At 40.9% G+C, this 19,136-nt stretch carries 13 protein-coding genes; 7 read left to right on the top strand and 6 right to left on the bottom strand.

Annotated features, from left to right (window positions below; translation table 11 throughout):
* Nucleotides 1-23 precede the first annotated feature (23 nt).
* Both ACNOGP_RS07075 and ACNOGP_RS07080 read left to right on the top strand, forming a co-directional pair.
* Nucleotides 24-854 carry a bifunctional metallophosphatase/5'-nucleotidase gene (locus ACNOGP_RS07075; RefSeq protein WP_007764175.1) on the top strand — a complete coding sequence of 277 codons (831 nt, stop codon included), beginning with the start codon at nucleotides 24-26 and terminating at the stop codon, nucleotides 852-854.
* The gene (locus ACNOGP_RS07080; RefSeq protein WP_418214414.1) at nucleotides 851-3,862 is read left to right on the top strand and encodes a glycoside hydrolase family 3 N-terminal domain-containing protein; all 3,012 of its coding nucleotides are present in this window, start codon (nucleotides 851-853) and stop codon (nucleotides 3,860-3,862) included. The genes ACNOGP_RS07075 and ACNOGP_RS07080 overlap by 4 nt, the downstream gene beginning before the upstream one ends.
* 98 nt (nucleotides 3,863-3,960) lie before the next feature.
* Here the strand turns inward: ACNOGP_RS07080 and ACNOGP_RS07085 are convergent, their stop codons facing one another.
* From ACNOGP_RS07085 to ACNOGP_RS07100, 4 genes are all read right to left on the bottom strand, one after another.
* Nucleotides 3,961-4,587, bottom strand: coding sequence for an outer membrane beta-barrel protein (locus ACNOGP_RS07085; RefSeq protein WP_007756808.1), 627 nt, complete (start codon nucleotides 4,585-4,587; stop codon nucleotides 3,961-3,963).
* Nucleotides 4,588-4,602: 15 nt separating this feature from the next.
* Nucleotides 4,603-5,238 (bottom strand): DUF4136 domain-containing protein, encoded by a 636-nt coding sequence (locus tag ACNOGP_RS07090; RefSeq protein ID WP_195477155.1) that lies wholly within the window; start codon nucleotides 5,236-5,238, stop codon nucleotides 4,603-4,605.
* Nucleotides 5,239-5,473: 235 nt separating this feature from the next.
* Complete coding sequence (locus ACNOGP_RS07095; RefSeq protein ID WP_418214743.1) at nucleotides 5,474-5,839, bottom strand: winged helix DNA-binding protein; 366 nt, start codon at nucleotides 5,837-5,839, stop codon at nucleotides 5,474-5,476.
* A 34-nt stretch (nucleotides 5,840-5,873) separates the two neighbouring features.
* Nucleotides 5,874-8,354, bottom strand: coding sequence for an FAD-dependent oxidoreductase (locus tag ACNOGP_RS07100; protein ID WP_418214415.1), 2,481 nt, complete (start codon nucleotides 8,352-8,354; stop codon nucleotides 5,874-5,876).
* A 129-nt stretch (nucleotides 8,355-8,483) separates the two neighbouring features.
* Here ACNOGP_RS07100 and ACNOGP_RS07105 point away from each other — a divergent pair, with 129 nt between their 5' ends.
* Complete coding sequence (locus tag ACNOGP_RS07105; RefSeq protein WP_418214416.1) at nucleotides 8,484-9,824, top strand: sigma-54-dependent transcriptional regulator; 1,341 nt, start codon at nucleotides 8,484-8,486, stop codon at nucleotides 9,822-9,824.
* Between the two features lie 62 nt (nucleotides 9,825-9,886).
* On the opposite strand, the gene ACNOGP_RS07110 is transcribed toward ACNOGP_RS07105, so the two are convergent.
* On the bottom strand, nucleotides 9,887-11,200 hold the full coding sequence (locus ACNOGP_RS07110) for an aspartokinase (protein WP_418214417.1): 1,314 nt from the start codon (nucleotides 11,198-11,200) through the stop codon (nucleotides 9,887-9,889).
* A gap of 438 nt (nucleotides 11,201-11,638) precedes the next feature.
* Here ACNOGP_RS07110 and ACNOGP_RS07115 point away from each other — a divergent pair, with 438 nt between their 5' ends.
* Nucleotides 11,639-12,931: an MATE family efflux transporter gene (locus tag ACNOGP_RS07115; protein ID WP_418214418.1), complete on the top strand. Its 1,293-nt coding sequence runs from the start codon at nucleotides 11,639-11,641 to the stop codon at nucleotides 12,929-12,931.
* 42 nt (nucleotides 12,932-12,973) lie between these two features.
* Nucleotides 12,974-13,681, top strand: coding sequence for a TIGR02757 family protein (locus tag ACNOGP_RS07120; RefSeq protein ID WP_186968550.1), 708 nt, complete (start codon nucleotides 12,974-12,976; stop codon nucleotides 13,679-13,681).
* Nucleotides 13,682-13,745: 64 nt separating this feature from the next.
* On the opposite strand, the gene ACNOGP_RS07125 is transcribed toward ACNOGP_RS07120, so the two are convergent.
* The gene (locus tag ACNOGP_RS07125) at nucleotides 13,746-14,432 is read right to left on the bottom strand and encodes a hypothetical protein (protein ID WP_186968551.1); all 687 of its coding nucleotides are present in this window, start codon (nucleotides 14,430-14,432) and stop codon (nucleotides 13,746-13,748) included.
* Between the two features lie 378 nt (nucleotides 14,433-14,810).
* Between ACNOGP_RS07125 and ACNOGP_RS07130 the strand changes: the two genes are divergently transcribed.
* Nucleotides 14,811-16,697, top strand: a complete 1,887-nt coding sequence (locus ACNOGP_RS07130) for an MrcB family domain-containing protein (RefSeq protein WP_418214419.1) — start codon at nucleotides 14,811-14,813, stop codon at nucleotides 16,695-16,697.
* Nucleotides 16,698-16,700: 3 nt separating this feature from the next.
* Nucleotides 16,701-19,022 (top strand): DUF2357 domain-containing protein, encoded by a 2,322-nt coding sequence (locus tag ACNOGP_RS07135; protein ID WP_418214420.1) that lies wholly within the window; start codon nucleotides 16,701-16,703, stop codon nucleotides 19,020-19,022.
* The last annotated feature ends 114 nt before the right edge of the window (nucleotides 19,023-19,136 follow it).

Consider the following 19,136-nt stretch of genomic DNA (forward strand, 5'->3'; position numbering starts at 1 on the left):
AGGAGAAACTAAAAATGTTGGATATGAGAAGAATTCAGATATCTTTCCTGCTGTGCCTGGCGGTAAGCTTTGCCTTTTCCCTATTTGCGCAGGATACTAAAGAACTTATACTTTTGCAGACTAGCGATGTGCATAGTCGTATTGAACCGGTCAATCAGAAAGGTGACCGCAATTATAATGAAGGAGGATTTGTCCGCCGGGCTACTTTCCTTGAACAGTTCCGCAAAGAGCACGACAATGTATTGTTGTTCGATTGCGGGGATATTTCGCAGGGGACTCCCTATTATAATATGTTTCAGGGGGAAGTGGAAATTAAGTTGATGAACGAAATGGGCTATGACGCGATGACTATCGGCAATCATGAGTTTGATTTCGATGTGGATAACATGGCCCGTATTTTCAAGATGGCAAAGTTTCCGGTAGTCTGTGCCAATTATAATTTGGAAGCTACGGTATTGAAGGATATTGTAAAGCCATACGTTATTTTAGAGAAATATGGTTTGAAAATAGGTGTCTTCGGTCTGGGAGCGGAACCGGAAGGACTGATTCAGGCTAATAAATGTGAAGGAGTAGTTTATGAGGACCCGGTCGGGGTATCGAATGAAGTGGCTGCTTTGCTGAAAGAGAAAGGATGTGATGTTGTGGTATGTCTGTCGCATTTGGGAATTCAGATGGACGAACGCCTGGTGGCGAATACACGTAATATCGATGTGATTTTGGGCGGGCATTCGCACACCTTTATGAAAGGCCCGAAAACATATTTGAACATGGATGGAGAAGAAGTGGCTGTCATGCACACGGGGAAGAGTGGTGTGCGTGTAGGCCGTCTTGATTTGACTTTGGAACATAAATGAAGAAACTTTCCTCAATCTTAGCGTTTTTATTTCTTATTTCAGCCGGACCGGTAACGGGTTCGGCTCAAAATGCTGCTGCCGTTGAACCGCAGTTGGTATATAAGGCTCTCCAGAACAAGGACTGCCGCCATTGGGTAGACTCGGTAATGGATAGGCTTTCCTTCAAAGAAAAAGTCGGGCAGTTATTTATCTATACCATCGCTCCTGTGGATACCAAACGAAATCTGGAATTGCTGCGTGAAGCTGTTGATACTTATAAAGTGGGCGGACTTCTTTTTTCCGGTGGAAAACTGCAGAACCAGGTCAACTTGACGAATCGGGCGCAGCGGCAAGCCAAAGTACCTGTTATGATTACTTTCGATGGAGAATGGGGGCTGGCAATGCGTTTGCGCGGCACACCTGTTTTCCCGAGAAATATGGTACTGGGCTGTATTCAGGACAATCGGTTGATTCATGCGTATGGGCGTGAAGTAGCCCGCCAGTGCAAACAGATTGGGGCTCAGGTTAATTTTGCTCCGGTGGCGGATGTGAATATCAATCCGAAGAATCCGGTGATTAATACCCGTTCTTTCGGAGAAAATCCGATACAGGTGGCAGATAAGGTTATCGCTTACGCATCTGGTCTGGAAGAAGGAGGAGTACTGTCTGTATGCAAGCATTTTCCCGGTCATGGAGATACGGATGTCGATTCGCATAAGGCGTTGCCTGTGCTTCCTTTCACTCGCGAGCGGTTGGACAGTGTGGAACTTTATCCTTTTAAAAGAGCGATCCGGGCAGGATTGGGCGGTATGATGGTCGGCCATTTGCAAGTGCCCATCATAGAACCGGTGGGCGGACTCCCATCGTCATTGTCCCGCAATGTGGTGTATGATTTGTTGACGGACGAATTGGCTTTTAGAGGGCTGATATTCACAGATGCGCTTGCCATGAAAGGGGTGTCGGGGAATGGAAGTGTCAGTCTGCAAGCATTGAAAGCGGGAAATGATATGGTGCTGGCTCCCCGTAATCTGAAAGCGGAGATATCTGCCGTATTGGAAGCCATTGAAAAAGGGGAGTTGAGCCGGGAGGATATTGAGAGTAAATGCCGTAAGGTGCTGACTTATAAATATGCACTGGGATTAAAGAAAAAGCCGTTTGTGCAAGTATCCGGTTTGGAACAGCGTATTAACACTCCTCAGACGCGCGATTTAATCCGTCGGTTGAATTGGGCGGCGATTACTGTGCTGAATAATAAGAACCATATTTTACCGTTGCACGCGGACAAGGAACAGAAGATTGCATTGCTCGAAGTCGGAAAACCGGGTGAGACGAATGCGCTGGCGAGTCAGATGTCCCGTTATACTTCATTGGTACGTTTCCGTCTTCGTGCCAATCAGACTGAACAGGAAAATCAGAAGTTGCGTGATTCGTTGGCTGCTTATAAACGGATTGTGGTAGCGGTCAGTGAACAACGATTGGGGGCTTATCAGCCTTTCTTTGCCAAGTTTGTTCCTAAAAGCCCGACTATCTATCTGTTTTTTACACCCGGCAAAATGATGTTGCAGATTCAACGTGCGGTGTCCCGCGCATCAGCCGTGATATTGGGGCATAGCCATAATAGTGACGTGCAGCGGCAGGTGGCTGATATCTTATATGCCAAAGCCACGGCGGACGGCAGGTTGTCGGCAAGCATAGGCGGATTGTTTCCCACAGGGGCGGGAGTGACCATTACACCGAGAACGCCTTTACATTTCATTCCGGAGGAGCACGGTCTTTCGTCCGTTCTTCTGAAAAAGATTGACGCCATTGCACTGGACGGCATTCAGCAGGGAGCCTATCCCGGTTGCCAGATAGTTGTTTTGAGAAACGGGCATATCATGTATGATAAAGCGTTCGGTACGTATGCGGGAAAGGGCAGCCCTCGTGTCGAATCTACGGATATTTACGATTTGGCCTCTTTATCCAAAACTACGGGAACTCTGCTGGCTATTATGAAACTTTACGATAAAGGACGTTTCAGCCTTACCGATAAGATTTCGGATTATTTGCCGTTCTTGCAACGTACAGACAAGAAAGATATCACTATTCAGGAAATCCTGTTTCACCAGTCCGGTTTGCCATCTTGGATACCGTTCTATCAGGAAGTGATAGACAAGGATAGTTACGACGGACGATTGTTCAGTGCGCGTAGGGATGCGAAACATCCGTTACGGATTGGTACGACCACATGGGCGAATCCGGATTTTAAGTTTAAAAAAGAATATATCTCGTCTGTCGGGACCGGGGATTATACCGTTCAAATCTGTGATAGTATATGGCTGAACCGTTCATTCAGGAAAGTGATAGAAGAGAAAATAGCGGAAACTCCATTGAGACAGAAACGCTATGTATATAGTGACATCGGATTTATCCTGTTGGGAATGCTGGTGGAACAGTTGGCGGAAATGCCGATGGAAGCCTATCTGCAACGTGAATTTTACGGGCCGATGGGGCTGGAGCGCACGGGTTATTTGCCTTTACGCTGCTTTGCCAAATCGGAGATTGTGCCTTCCAACAAAGATCGTTTCTTGCGAAAAGAGACTTTGCAAGGCTTTGTTCATGATGAGGCTTCCGCTTTCTTTGGTGGATTGGGCGGGAATGCCGGACTTTTTTCCACAGCCCGTGAGGTTGCCCGTATCTATCAGATGTTATTGAATGGAGGGGAGTTGGACGGACAGCGTTATCTGAGTAAGGAAACCTGTCAACTGTTTACTACGGAAGTTTCAAAGATAAGTCGGCGCGGTTTGGGATTCGACAAACCGGATATGACTGATTCGAAAAAAGGGAACTGTGCTCCCGGTGTACCTGCCGAAGTATATGGCCATACCGGGTTTACCGGAACCTGTGCTTGGGTGGACCCTGTGAATGAGTTGGTCTATGTCTTTTTGAGTAACCGGGTTTATCCGGACGCGACCAACCGTAAATTGAATCAATTGCACATTCGTGAAAGGATACAGGAAGCGATTTATGATGCGATGAAGAAAAAGTAATCACTCCTTTTCCGGCAAGCTATAAAAGGAAATGCCCCTCTGCTCGTGGAAGCAGAGAGGCATTCTTTTTATTAACGTAATTCTGATAGAGTTTAGCCTTAGAATGATACACCCAGTCGGAAACCGAAGTTGTTCAGTCCGTCTACACTGTAATGCAGTACATCAGCCTTGTTGGTACCATAGCTGTAGTAGAGAGCGAAGTGTAGTCCCGGTCCGTATACCCAAGGAAATACATTGATACCGATTTCAGGAGAAGCGTAGAAGCCCCAACTGTTTTCTCTAGCTTCGAGCATATTGAAGTTAGAACGGATTTTAGCATACTCGGCACCTAGTTTAGCGCTGACGTATGGTTGTACGGATCCACCGCGGTTCCATTGGTAACGGGCAGCAGCACCGAAAGGCAATTGGAACATGGTGTGTTGCTGGTCGGTAGTAACCTCACCGGCTCCCAGTTGGAAGGTTTCACGGCCTACATATTCGTGGTTCGTATGGTAGTTCAGGAAAAGACCTAAACCGATATTGGGAGTCACGAAATAACCGCCTTCAAAGTTCATACCCCAACCACTGGACTTGTCGGCAAAATGATTGCCGAGGGGAACATTAAACTGCCAGTCGATATTAGCATATCCGTTGTCTGATAGCTGTGCCTTAGCCGGCATGGCGAAGGCGATGGCAATAGCCGCCAAGGCTACTACCTTGAAGTATATATTTTTTCTTGTTTTCATAACAGTTGTAGTTGTTTATTTGTTAGTAAGATAAGGTGACTGAGTGAATGACTGATTGACAGCTTCCACTGCAAGAGTACGGTTGACAGCGCTCGAACCTGTTTCAAATCCGGTCAGATAGCTGGTCCATATAACAGGGAGTTTGGCTTTTTCACCTTGGTCGGCATTCAAGTCCACCATTTCCGTCAGGAATGAGTTGGTGCTATAACTGTAAGTTACAGCGTACGGATAGTACCATCCGCCACCCCAGTTTCCGCCCCAGTAACCGGGTCCCCAATAGCCGGGATAGCCCCACCACCATTCGGGCTGATTGTAGCTGGTGAAATAATAAGTACTTTCGATGTAGCTTACTTGGATACCAAGATCAGCATTTTCTTTGGTATCAGCGGCTGTATAGCCTCTGGCTTCCATGTTTTCCGTGTAAGCAGCCAGAATTTGTTCAGCGCCTTCTCCTTCGAGATATTCCGGTTCTTTACTGTCGTTGATTACCAGAATTTGATCTGCCAGATAGAATGTAGGAACTTTGAAGTCAGCTTTCTTGTCGTAGTTAGTGTATACCAGATAGTTGTTATCCAGCTTACCCATGTCCGGGTCTTTTTCGCAGGATGCGAGTGCAAAGACCGCCAATAAAATAGGAATTAATTTCTTCATATCTTTATAATGTTTAGGTTATATAAAAATCAGGCCCTGGTACCTTGGGGCTTTTGTTACAAACAACAACAAAGAAATAAAAAGGTTCGCACGAAGAATTATTTTGCCGGAAAATTAACATTTTTCTTTCTGTGTCTGTAATAAAGAAGAGAGTGTGGCATAATGAATAATAAAACGCGGATTAACGTGAATTAATCCGCGTTTAGAACTCTCTTTATGATTTGCAGAGATCCGTTTAAGATTCTGCGTCTTTGAACAGAGGTTTCAGTAATTCGGGGATTTCCACCTTCTGTATTTCCATATCACAAACCCGTTCTCTTCCTGCAGCAGACAGGGTAAAATACATTTGCCGCCGGTCCTCGCTTCCCAAAGTTCTGATGATCAGTCCTTTTTCTTCCAGTATCCGGAGCATTTTTGATGTATGGGAAGGGCTCAAATCCGTTTGCTTCGACAGGTTTGTTGCCGTCATTCTTTCCGAAGAACACTTGAGAGCGCACAAAATCATGGCCTCGTTCAGCGTTATCTGGTAGACTTGCTCAAAGCTAGCCTCAAAATTGGTCATAGCTCTGAATACATCGCGTATGGCACATATTGTTTTCATATTTCTCATTGCATATATTTATTATTTCGTTCCGTTAAATAAACAGATTAACGTTGGCATTGTCGGCCCGTTCCATATAAGTCGCTACACCGCCGATAGTCACTTCGTCCAGAAGTTCTTCTTGTTTCACTCCCATCACATCCATCGACATCTGGCAGGCAATAAATTCCACTCCGTTCTCCAGAGCTTGTTGACGCAGTGATTCCAAAGAATCAATACCTTTCTTATTCATGATATACCGCATCATTTTTCCGCCTATTCCTCCCATGCTCATCTTTGAAAGTTTCAGTTTCTTCGAGCTGGAAGGCAACATCATGCCAAACATTTTTCCAAAAATATCTTTCTCGGTTTCCGGCTTATGCAGTTTCTTGATAACGTTCAATCCCCAGAAAGTGAAGAAAATTGTAACTTTCTGTCCTGTGGCTGCCGCACCGTTGGCAAGTACAAAGGTAGCTAAAGCTTTATCTAAATCATCACTGAACATGATAAAAGTTTTTCCTTTGCCCTCACAAGAAGTAACAATATTGCACGCTTTTGGTTCTCCTTTTTCTATAATAACAACAGATTTTCCTCCGGATGCCTCTTTGGAAATGAGTTGATTGCCGGTCGAGCTGCACCATGCGGCAGCATCACGCGGGAATCCCGGATCGGTAGCCGTAATCTCTACCCGCTCGCCGGAAGCCAGTCCGTCCATCGTCTTTTTCATTTTCAGTATTGGACCGGGACATTGCAGTCCGCACGCATCCACACGGATTGTTTTTGCAGCTGCTACGGGAATTTCCGGTGCGGCTGATGGCTCGCTCGAAAGTGTCTTCTCTTGCGGTGAAGGGGATTCGTCTGTTTGGTCTTCATTCTCTTGGTGTATAACGATGGGGGCTGTGGCCGCACGGTAAGTCTTCAATCCGCCCGAAAGGTTACGTACTTTGTCAAATCCGTGTTGCGTCAATATCCGGTAAGCGAGATAACCGCGCAGGCCGACGGCGCAGAACGTATAAATCATACGGTCTTTCGGCAATTCCGACATCCGGTCCCGGAGTTCATCCAACGGGATATTGACCGCTCCCGGTAATGATCCTAATGCAAACTCGTCCTGTGTACGGACATCCAGTAAGAATTTATTCTCCATCTCGATGTCTCTCAGCTCCCTCCAGTAGACAGGATTCGTTTTACCCGTAATCATATCTTCCGCTACATATCCGGCTATTGCTACAGGATCTTTGGCGGAGGAGAATGGAGGAGCGTATGCCTGTTCTACTTTCATCAGGTCGTATACCGTACCTTGATGTTTGATGACAAGCGCAAGCTCGTCAATTCGCTTGTCCACTCCGTCATAGCCGACAATCTGTCCTCCGTACAGCCGTCCCGTTTGTTTGTCGAACGTAATCTTTATACTCATCGGCATAGCGTCCGGATAGTATCCGGCATGAGAAGCGGGATGAATGGTAGACGACATATAATCGATACCTTCCAAGCGTAGCCGTTTGCCGGGCAAGCCGGTGGAAGCCACCGTCATATCAAAGATTTTGGCGATGGAAGTGCCGATGGAACCTTCGTATGGAATTTTAGCTCCCAGTATATTGTCTGCAACGATGCGTCCTTGACGGTTGGCAGGGCCTGCAAGGTAGTTGAGCCAGGGCTTTCCGGTGATTGGATGGCGATATTCGATAGCGTCACCGATAGCATAAATGGCTTCGTCGGATGTCTGTAAATAGTCGTTCACGGCAATACCGCCGGCAGGGCCGATCGTTAGCTCGGCAGCCCGGGCCAGACTGGTTGCCGGCCGTACCCCGATAGATAGAATGACAATATCGGCAGAAATCGACTGTCCGTTCTTGAAAGTAACCTTCAGTCCTTTCCCTTCCCGTTCGAAAGAAGCTACGGCTTGTTCCAAATACAGGTTCACTCCTTTGTCCATCAGGTGTTGATGCACGAGCGAAGCCATCGAGAAGTCGATAGGAGCCATTACCTGATTCCCCATTTCCACAATCGAGACTTTCGCCCCTTGTGCGTGCAGGTTCTCGGCCATTTCGAGACCGATAAATCCGGCTCCTACCACTACCGCTTTTCGGGGAGAATGGCTGTTGATATATTCTTTGATACGGTCTGTATCTGTGACATTTCTTAGCGTGAAAATACCCGGAAGGTCGATTCCCGGTAATGGCGGCCGTACGGGAGAAGCTCCGGTTGATATCAGCAGTTTGTCGTAGCTCTCTTCATACGTATCCTCGCTACTCTGACGTACGGTGATCGTCTTTTTCTTCCGGTCAATAAAAATCACTTCGTTTTCCGTGCGGACATCAACACGGAAGCGTGTCGAGAATGCTTCGGGAGTCTGTACAAATAATTTTTCCCGTTCTTCAATCACTCCTCCTATATAATAAGGCAGCCCGCAATTGGCGTACGATATATACTTTCCTTTTTCCAAAAGGATAATTTCTGCTGTCTCGTCTACTCGTCTGATTCGGGCAGCAGTGGTAGCTCCTCCTGCAACGCCTCCGATAATGATAATCTTCATAATTTTATAGTGTAAATAGTTTCCTATGGAAATAACGAACTATATATAAGAAATGTTCATAGACTCATCGAAAAAAGTTATATTTGCGCACCCTGTTTTTTATTCTTCCATTAAATGTAAGTAAATTGTATGAGTAAGATTCTTATTGTTGACGATGAAATCCAGATTCGTAGCCTTTTGGCACGTATGCTGGAACTTGAAGGGTACGAAGTGTGTCAGGCTGGCGATTGTAAAGCTGCTGTCAAACAACTTGAAGTCCAATCGCCCGATGTGGTTCTGTGTGATGTTTTTCTTCCTGATGGGAATGGGGTGGATTTAGTGCTGAATATCAAGAAGCAGGCTCCTAATGTGGAAGTGATTCTTCTCACCGCACATGGCAATATTCCTGACGGGGTGCAGGCGATCAAGAATGGTGCATTCGATTATATAACGAAGGGAGATGATAATAATAAGATCATTCCTTTGATTAGTCGTGCTGCGGAGAAAGCAAGAATGAATGTCCGGTTGGAAAAACTGGAGAAGAAAGTCGGGCAGATGTATTCGTTCGATGCTATTTTAGGAGAATCGAAAGTGCTGAAAGAGGCTATCTCTTTGGCACAGAAGGTGTCTGTCACGGATGTTCCGGTATTACTTACCGGAGAGACCGGGACAGGAAAAGAGGTTTTTGCTCAGGCTATCCATTATAATAGTAAGCGGAGTAAACAGAATTTCGTAGCGGTTAACTGCTCCTCTTTTAGTAAGGAATTATTAGAGAGTGAGATGTTCGGGCACAAGGCGGGCTCATTTACCGGTGCTTTGAAAGATAAGAAAGGGCTTTTTGAGGAAGCTCATAACGGAACGATTTTTCTGGATGAGATAGGGGAAATGGCTTTTGAACTGCAAGCCAAGTTACTGCGTATTCTTGAAATCGGCGAGTATATAAAAGTTGGTGACACAAAGCCTACCAGGGTGAATGTGCGTATCATTGCTGCAACGAACCGCAACCTGCAGGAAGAAATCAAAGAGGGACGTTTTCGTGAAGATTTGTTCTATCGTCTTTCTGTATTTCAGGTGCATCTCCCTGCACTTCGTGAGCGGGCAGGGGATATCAGTATTCTTGCAGCAGCTTTTGCCAAGAGCTTTTCCGAGAAACTTTCGTATTCTATTAGTGAGATGACTCCCGCTTTTCTGGAGGCTTTGGAGAAACAGTCTTGGAAAGGAAATATCCGCGAATTGCGAAATGTTATCGAGCGTAGCCTGATTGTCTGCGAAGGTGGGCGGTTGGATGTTTGCGATTTACCTTTGGAAATTCAAAATACTCATTACGAATGTTCGGACGATAGTGCGGAGGGCTTTGAACTGGCGGCAATGGAGCGGAGGCATATTGCCCGTGTTTTGGAATACACTAAGGGAAATAAAACGGAAACTGCCCGTTTGCTGAAAATTGGACTTACTACCCTGTATCGGAAGATAGAGGAATATAAGATATAAAGCCGGATAAGGATACATATTCTGGACACGAAAGATATGTTGGAAAGTGTTTTTGCTTTGGATCAGGCTGCATACTGGCTCTCGAAAAATTGTCTGGATAGCGAACTAATCAGTCTGTTTTTATCTGTGGTATGTACAGATAGTGTGAAACAATGATCGCTTCCTCCATAAGAAATGAGAGATACGGGGATATCTTTGATAGTATCCATAATATGGCTTTCTACTTGTGTGCGTTCCCAATGAAGGGAGCCGATGATATGTATTACAGACATATTTTCGTCCATAACCATTTCGGCATATTTATGTAGTTCCCTTTGAATGATTCGCAGGGTGTCCCGGCTGGCTGTCAGCATCATCGAGATGGATACATTGGATGAGGCCATTGAGATGACATTGATTTGATATTTGTTGATAACTTCCAATATCTTACCCATAAACAAATATCCGGGCAATACATTTAATGAGGTAAAACGTACAAAGGTAGCCGAATCCTGTGAGAGGATGGCCTTGACACTGTTGCCTGTGTCATGGGAAGATATATAGAGGCGTTCTGTTGACAGATCGTGTGTATCGGTTAGGCGGATAACTATATTAGAGCGTGCCGCAAGGGTGATACAATCTGCGTAGAGCAGGTGTACTCCGCTGTTAATCAGTTGTTCGGCTTCTATGTAAGTTAGTGAATGTTGTTCTCGCAGGCAATTTCGGTTTGCGTAGATATGATTGATAGGGGTGGATAACAGTATTTCGTCCGCTTTGAATAGGGTGGCAAGCACTGTTGCATAGTAATCATTGCGTTGTTCGCTCATGAAGTCTATTTCACCATACACATTCCTGCAAATGGAAAGTGGGGCGATAAAAATATCCACATTCCGGTTCTCGTCAATGTATTGTTGGATAGATTCCTGAATATATGGGATATCCGGCTTTCTTTCCAGGTTGATCTGTATAAGTTTGCCGGTATCTAATGTTTGGGCACGAAGACCCTGTTGACGTAAGCAATAAGTGAATAAATCGCTGGATAATCCGTATACTTCCGCTTTTATCATTTTATCAATCAGTAAATCTGCTTTGTCTTCTACAAGTATATGTATTTTCTTTATGCACTCCAGAATCCGGTTTTTAATTTCCTGATTTAAGTGCGAATCTGTAATGAGATGATTGGCAAGGGTACAGCAATATGTTTCGATGGCATTGACTGTGGCATGAGAAGCTTCATCTTCTTCGTGAAACCAACTGATGGAAATAGCCTGTAACCACTCCTGTAATTGTGCCAATATAGGGACTACAGCTACATAAGGATGTTCTTTCTGAATACAATTGATTACTTGCTTCATTTCATCCTCATCTTTAATTTTCTCGAATTTACAAACTTTCATTGTTATCTGGTTATTTATTGGTTACTACTCTTTTCAAAATGATATGCCCTTTTTCAAAAGAGAAAGATATTTAAGAATCATTCTTTAGCTTTAGAATATGGTATATCTTTATAAATCAATCTGTTAATGTCGTGATCAATGTTTTTAATACATCTCTTTACTATAAGTAATCTGCTAATACCGTACCATATTGTGATATAGAGTAAGATTTATTATCTTTGTAGCGTAATTGATTGATAAACCAACAGTATTCATCTATTTATGAAACTCTGCATATAGCTACGCTCAACGAATAGCATCATTTCTAACAGGGCTATTCAGCTATCCGACAGGCAACTACTCGCCTGCCAAAGAGTTTTATATCCATTTTTATAAATTTACGGAATTGTGTGCTGCTATGATGTGGTATACCGTATCGTATTATTTTTAAGTTGAGCAATGAATTATACATATAAGCAAATATGGCTCATCAACTTTCCTGTGATGATGAGCATTCTGATGGAACAATTAATCAATATTACCGACGCTATTTTCCTGGGGCATGTGGGAGAAGTCGAACTGGGAGCTTCTGCGCTTGCCGGAATCTATTATTTGGCTGTTTATATGCTGGGCTTCGGATTCAGCATCGGGCTGCAGGTAATGATTGCCCGGAGAAATGGGGAACAACATTATAAAGAGACGGGACGTACATTTTTTCAGGGATTATATTTCCTGTCGGGGATGGCAGTCATTCTTTGTTTGCTGATTTTGTTTGTTTCTCCATTTATCTTACGCCGGTTGATAACTTCGGATGAAATTTACCGGGCAGTGATTCATTATCTGGATTGGCGTAGCTTCGGTTTGTTGTTCTCATTTCCTTTTTTAGCTTTCCGGTCTTTTCTGGTAGGGATAACAACGACCAAAGCATTGTCCGCAGCAGCTATCATGGCTATCTGTATCAATATTCCTTTTAACTATCTGCTGATATTCAAACTGAATCTGGGTATATCCGGGGCGGCGATGGCTTCTTCTTTGGCAGAGTTCGGAGCTTTTATCGTACTCCTATTATATATGTGGGTGAGGGTAGATAAAGTGAAATATGGGCTGAAGGTCGTTTATGATGGGAAATTGTTAATAAAGTTGTTGAGGCTATCTGTATGGAGTATGCTTCACTCTTTTATCAGCGTTGCTCCCTGGTTTCTGTTCTTCGTTGCTATCGAGCATCTGGGAAAGACAGAGCTTGCTATTTCCAATATTACCCGTAGTGTTTCTACCGTCTTTTTTGTGATAGTCAATTCTTTTGCATCCACTACGGGAGCGTTAGTCAGTAATTTGATTGGAGCAGGAGCGGGGAAAGAACTTTTTCCTGTTTGTCGTAAAGTTCTTAAGCTGGGCTATGTGGTGGGACTTCCGTTGATAGGGATAGCTCTTTGGAGCAATCAATGGATTGTCGGATTTTATACGAATAACGATAATCTGGTGAGATTAGCTTTCTATCCTTTTATAGTTATGCTGTTGAATTATGCTTTTGCACTGCCCGGATATGTTTATATTAATGCTGTTACCGGTACAGGAAAGACGAAGCTCGCTTTTATCTTCCAGTTAATCACTATTCTGGTATATTTGATTTATCTGTATCTGTTAAGTGAATGTTTTCATGCTTCTCTGACTGTGTATATGACGGCAGAATATCTGTTTGTTATTTTATTAGGGATACAATCTGTCATTTACTTAAAGAGGAAATCCAACTAGAATATGTACTTTTGTGCTTTCAATACTTGATACTTTCTCAAAATGACTGAAGATATAAAGAATAAACTTTTGATGTGTGCGGAGATTTATCATCGTGCAGACTTTATTATAAGTGATCCGGTGCAGTTCCCTCATCGATATACGTTGAAACAGGATATTGAAATCAGTGGTCTGTTGACGGCAATTATGAGTTTTGGCAATCGCAAACAGATATTGAAGAAGGCGGACGAACTGCATAGATTAATGGGAGATTCACCTTATCAATATGTATTGTCCCGCCAGTGGGAGAAGGATTTTCCTTCGGGAGCGACCAATAGCTTTTATCGGATGTTGTCGTATGCTGATTTTTATGGATACTTTCGGCGATTATATACAGCTTATACACAGTTTGAAAGTCTGGAGGAAGCTTTGATGTTATATCCCGGAATACCAATGGAAAAGTTATGTGCATTTCTTGAAGTCTCTGCCAAAAGTCCTCAAAAGAAACTGAATATGTTTTTGCGTTGGATGATTCGTCGGGATTCGGAGGTCGATTTGGGGATTTGGGAAAGTTTTGATCGCAGAGATTTGATTGTTCCTTTAGATACACATGTATGCCGGGTAGCACATTATTTCAAGTTGACGGATACGGAAACTTTTTCTTTGAAAAATGCCCGTCAGATAACGATGGCATTGGCCAAAGTATTTCCGGATGATCCTTGCCTGGGCGATTTTGCTTTATTCGGATTAGGGGTGAATGGGGAGATTTAATGAGTGATTTGATAAGACATTTTTTCGATTATAATCGAAAAATCAGAGAGTTGTTAAGATCCTGTTAGGACAACTCATTAATATCTATTTTATCTAGTTTGGGGTTTTGGAAAGCAGGGTTTAAATAAAAGTATTCACTACGTTTGTAACGTTTAAATCCCATTTCCTTATAAAAGTTATATAACTGTTTTTTTGCGATATTACTATCTTGTTCCATTTGTTTAAAATTCATTTTAGTATTCCATTCATTTTTTTGTTTAGAAGGGTTAGGATGGCTGGCTTCTAATTGTAATGGAAAAGCTTTTAGAATCGCAATTCCATATGAACTATTTAATCGAAGGAGAATGTCTTTCGTAATGAGTCTACCATATCCTTTTCCGCGATACTCTGGTAAAATTTCAATTCGGTCTAAATATAGAATATTTGAATTGGATGATTCATCGATTTCTTCTTGCCATTCTTTCTTAAAGCTATTAGTCTCATAATCAAATAATAGACCTCCTAATTCGTTATGATCGAGTTGGGAAAATAAATCATCAACCCAATAATTATCTTCTATACATAGCTCCCATAAGAAAAGTTTAACGTCTACTTTTCCTATTAGCGAAGAACTTTCTTTGTCGTTCTCATCTATTTGGACTTCGTATACCTCGATGTTATATTTATTGATATAACGCTCTTCTTCAATATTTCCGGTGCTTGATGATAAACTATAGTTTAGTCTTAGAAATGTAATAATGTCAGTGTCCATAAATAAAGTATTATTAATTTTCGAATATAGTGATTGTTTTTGAGAATGGAATCTTTTTTCCTGTTATTTTAAGAAAATGTACATCAGATAGCGACCGCATTGGCTTGAAGCTTTTCCAAATGATTCTTGTCTAGGTCATTTGGCCTTATTTGATAATAACCGAGAAAGTCAATTTAACTTGTCTGTTTCGGGTGTAAAAATGATGATTAATGTTTTTAATATACCTCTTTAGGTATAGTTATAGTGCGATGATAGTTGTTATTATAACATCCTGTAAAATAATAATTATGATATACCCGTTTGTTGTTTGATTTATATAAATAATTTGTACTTTTACGGTGATTTAGTTAGGAAGTTAAAAGTACAAATAACTTTATTATGAAAGAATTACCTAGAAACATAAAACGCGATGATATTCTTCAGGGTATCCGTAAAATAGAAGAAGAGGGTATTCCACCTCAAGCTCATTCGTCCACTTATGATCTGTTATACAATGGAAAAAGGTTTCCACCTAAATTGGTTTTGGCTTATGCTAATGTTTTTGCAAATGGAGAAGAATTAGATCGTAATGAATTTGAAGGCGGAAAAGGTACTACTTGTTTTAAGATATTGAAAGATAATGGTTTTGAAATAGTTTTGAAGAACGAATCCAATTCTATATCGGAAACATTAGTAAAGTTTTTGGAGCAAGCCAAAAGTAATAGTCTGAAAACCAAAGATTATATAAGGTATTTTGATGATTTACAAGTGAAAGTAAGCTTCGGAATGGCCAGTTTAGCACGTGTGCCATGGATCTCTTTTTTAGCACATGGACAAAAAACAAGTAATGGAATATATCCTGTATATCTCTTTTATAAGAAATATAATATTTTGGTATTGGCTTATGGAGTCAGCGAAGGGACTGTACCGGCTGTTACCTGGAATTTAGATAATAATGTAGAAACAATTAATTCCTATTTAAAAAAAAGAAATATAATACCAGATAGATATGGAGATTCTTATGTTTATGCGGTGTACGATACAACCAAACCTTTGAATTATGCTTTAATTGAAGAAGACTTGAAAAAAATAATAGCCCAGTATAAGAACATAGTAACTTCAGATAAAAACTCGTTAATTGCTTTATCTGGTCAAAGTAAAAAGTACGACGAGAAAGATTTTGAGCCTGAATCATTTATGAGCGATTTAAATTCTACAGGGCTTGTTTTCTCATCAGAGTTTGTTTCTCGTTTTATCTTGTCATTGTTGACAAAGCCTTTTGTTATTTTAAGTGGTTTAGCTGGTTCTGGTAAGACGCAATTAGCTATGATGTTTGCAAAATGGATTTGTGAAGATGTAGATAAACAGGTTTGTATGATTCCTGTTGGAGCAGATTGGACAAATCGAGAATTCTTGATTGGATATCCTAATGCACTGGAAAAAGGAGCTTATGTAAAACCCGATAATGGAGCATTGGATCTTATAATAGAAGCAAACAAGAATCCAAGAAAGCCATACTTCTTAATTCTTGATGAAATGAATCTAAGTTATGTTGAACGTTATTTTTCTGATTTTTTGAGTGTAATGGAGTCAGAAGAAGGGATTCCTTTAATGAAGGATTGTTTAGATAAAGAAATTGCTCCTGTTATAAAATTGCCTCGTAACTTATTTATAATAGGAACAATTAATGTAGATGAGACGACTTATATGTTTAGCCCTAAGGTTTTAGACCGTGCAAATGTCTTAGAATTTCGTATTATGGAGAAGGATATGAAAGATTTCTTGCAGAAACTTCAGCCTATTCATAAAGATATTATCAATAATAAAGGCGTTGAGCAAGCAACTTCCTTTGTAAATATGGCAGTTAATTCTTGGAACTTGCAAATTCCTGAAGAACGTAAAGCGTCTATTATTGCTTCTTTAGAATGTTTCTTTTATGAGTTAAAAAAAATACATGCAGAATTTGGGTATCGCACAGCCTGTGAGATTTTTCGATTTATGGCTTTAGCAGAGAAAGTTAACACTAAGTTGGAAGGTGATGCTATTGTTGATGCCGCAATTATACAAAAACTGTTGCCAAAACTACATGGTTCTCGTAAGAAGGTGGAACCTGTATTAAAAGCATTATGGAATCTTTGCCTTGTTAAGGGGGCCGAGTTAACCTTAGAAAATACAATAGAGTTTGTTCATAATGACCAATTTAAATATCCACTGTCTGCAGAAAAAATATGGCGTATGTATTGTGCTGCGTTGGATAATGGTTTTACTAGTTTTGCTGAAGCATGACGTATGGATGAGTTATCAATACATATTGCTTTAAATAATGGTGATTGTACAACCTTATATGTTTTTGCTAGGCGAAAGAATACTTTGTTTAAAAGTGAGGACGCCAAAGAATATGGAGAATCTCCTTTTCAATTACAAGAAGGTTGTATGTATGATTTTGAGCTTGATAAGAATAGCTACTATTTACAAGAAGATAGAGATATTTTAACTAATAGCAAAAGTCGCCAAGCAATTAGTCGTGGAGGTATATCTACAGGAATTTATGTGGGTACATATAGCATTGATGTTTTACAAAAAGAAGATAATAAAAAGGTAGGTGAAGTTGTTTTTGAGATTCGTTCTGCCAAAGTCGGTTATCGTGATGACTACCGTAGAATGTTAGAGGATATCACAGAATTTTGTACAGAACTACTTATGCAGCAAAGTTCTCCTGTGATACAACGTTATGAGGTAGATATAACTAAAGCTCCTAGATCAGATTATCAGCGTTTTGCTTTTGTCCGTTCGCTTGTTGATAGCGACTCTTTTGTCGATGCAATGTATCAAATTCAGTTGTCTCCAGTTAAAAGATGGATTGATTCAGAAGAAGAAAGACAACTTTGCAATGTAAAACGTTGGGGGCAACATACGCTAAGGCAACTTGCTCGTGCAACTAGTAGAGTTTCTTTGCCTAATCAACATCCTTTGAAAGAGCGTTTCGATACATTGCCACGCTGCGTACCTGTTGCTTTTAGAAAAGAAACTGCTGATATTCCAGAAAATCGTTTTATAAAGTATGCGTTGCGTTCATTTTTAACATTTTGTTCTTCTATACAACATCATTCTAAGGCTGGACAACGATTAAAACAGGAAGCCTCTTTAGTCTGTGAGAAGTTGTTACAGTATCTGTCATATCCTTTGTTCCGTAATATTTCAGAGATAAATGTACTGCCTCTAAATAGTCCAATTCTACAAAGAAAAGAAGGGTATCGGGAAATCTTTCAGAAATGGTTAATGTTTGATATGGCTGCTCGACTTACTTGGCAAGGTGGTGAAGATGTGTATGGAGCTGGAAAAAAGGATATTGCCAGATTGTATGAGTATTGGCTTTTCTTCAAATTATTAGATGTTTTGAGCCAGAAGTTTCACATTCCACCAAAAAGTAAAGAAGAACTCATTGATTGTAGTAATGAGTTAAATCTAACCTTAAAGCAAGGTAAAATGATTATGTTGAGTGGCATATATGAGACAGATAGTCGTAAATTAAATATATGTTTTTCTTATAATCGCACTTTTAGTTATACAGATAACTATCAATTATCAGGAAGCTGGACTCGGAGTTTTCGTCCCGACTATACATTGACAATATGGCCAGGAGACATAACTAGTGAAGAAGCTGAACGAGAAGAGCTGATTACGCATATACATTTTGATGCAAAATATAGAATAGAACAATTATTTCTTCGTGATAATACAAATAAGAATGATGATGAAGTATCCGATGACTTATCGGAGGTGAAGCGAGAGGAAGAGCGAGGAACTTATAAGCGCGCTGATTTATTAAAAATGCATGCTTATAAAGATGCTATTCGAAGAACAGGAGGAGCTTATATCCTTTACCCAGGAACAGAAAATCAAGTTATTCATGGCTTTCATGAAATCATTCCTGGGTTGGGCGCTTTTGCTATTTCTCCTAGGGATTATGATAAGAGTATACAGGCATTTCTAACTTTTCTTGATGATGTAGTTGATAATTTCTTAAATCGAACCTCTTTACGTGAGAAGCTAGCTTATCATACATATTCTGTATTGAGTAAAAATAATAGTCGTAGTTTACGTGAGCCTTTACCAGAACCTTATGGGAAAAATCGTGATCTATTACCTGATGAAACATACGTCTTAATTGGGTATTATAAAAATGAACAACAATTAGATTGGATTCTAAAAAGAAAATTATATAATACTCGTACTGGTAGTGCTAATGGTTCTCTACATTTGAGTAAAGAAGTTATATCTGCGCGTTATTTATTATTACATGGAGAAGGAGAGTTATTGACTGGAAGATTATATAAATTGGTTCCTAAAGGGCCTCGGATCTTTTCGAAAGAAAAGTTGGAAAAAATAGGGTATAAAGAACCTTCGGGAGATTACTATTTAATTTATAATATAGAAGGAATACCTGAACCTGAATTTGAAGGCGTGAAATGGGATATAAGGCTTTTAGATGGGTATAAGAAGGGAAATTTGTCAGCAAGTGCTTTTTCTGTTTCGTTGGCTGATTTGATGAAAGTTAAAGTTTGTAATGAATACGAGTATACTAATGAATTTCAATCTGGTAATAGGTGAGTTTCAAGAATTAACGAGATAGAAAACAACTGCTTTAGTATGGATGATACGTAGGGATATTCAGTAAATGTTCCTCTGTAAAGTCTAAACAAGGTTCGATTTCTGAGATTTTTG

Source organism: Bacteroides difficilis (assembly GCF_048319815.1).
GTDB classification, from domain to species: Bacteria; Bacteroidota; Bacteroidia; order Bacteroidales; family Bacteroidaceae; genus Bacteroides; species Bacteroides zhangwenhongii.

What these genes read in the sequence shown, in the direction of transcription:
- ACNOGP_RS07075 (WP_007764175.1), top strand. Translation starts at nt 24, where the DNA reads ATGAGAAGAATTCAGATATCTTTCCTGCTGTGCCTGGCGGTAAGCTTT.
- ACNOGP_RS07080 (WP_418214414.1), top strand. Translation starts at nt 851, where the DNA reads ATGAAGAAACTTTCCTCAATCTTAGCGTTTTTATTTCTTATTTCAGCC.
- ACNOGP_RS07085 (WP_007756808.1), bottom strand. Translation starts at nt 4,587, where the DNA reads ATGAAAACAAGAAAAAATATATACTTCAAGGTAGTAGCCTTGGCGGCT.
- ACNOGP_RS07090 (WP_195477155.1), bottom strand. Translation starts at nt 5,238, where the DNA reads ATGAAGAAATTAATTCCTATTTTATTGGCGGTCTTTGCACTCGCATCC.
- ACNOGP_RS07095 (WP_418214743.1), bottom strand. Translation starts at nt 5,839, where the DNA reads ATGAAAACAATATGTGCCATACGCGATGTATTCAGAGCTATGACCAAT.
- ACNOGP_RS07100 (WP_418214415.1), bottom strand. Translation starts at nt 8,354, where the DNA reads ATGAAGATTATCATTATCGGAGGCGTTGCAGGAGGAGCTACCACTGCT.
- ACNOGP_RS07105 (WP_418214416.1), top strand. Translation starts at nt 8,484, where the DNA reads ATGAGTAAGATTCTTATTGTTGACGATGAAATCCAGATTCGTAGCCTT.
- ACNOGP_RS07110 (WP_418214417.1), bottom strand. Translation starts at nt 11,200, where the DNA reads ATGAAAGTTTGTAAATTCGAGAAAATTAAAGATGAGGATGAAATGAAG.
- ACNOGP_RS07115 (WP_418214418.1), top strand. Translation starts at nt 11,639, where the DNA reads ATGAATTATACATATAAGCAAATATGGCTCATCAACTTTCCTGTGATG.
- ACNOGP_RS07120 (WP_186968550.1), top strand. Translation starts at nt 12,974, where the DNA reads ATGACTGAAGATATAAAGAATAAACTTTTGATGTGTGCGGAGATTTAT.
- ACNOGP_RS07125 (WP_186968551.1), bottom strand. Translation starts at nt 14,432, where the DNA reads ATGGACACTGACATTATTACATTTCTAAGACTAAACTATAGTTTATCA.
- ACNOGP_RS07130 (WP_418214419.1), top strand. Translation starts at nt 14,811, where the DNA reads ATGAAAGAATTACCTAGAAACATAAAACGCGATGATATTCTTCAGGGT.
- ACNOGP_RS07135 (WP_418214420.1), top strand. Translation starts at nt 16,701, where the DNA reads ATGGATGAGTTATCAATACATATTGCTTTAAATAATGGTGATTGTACA.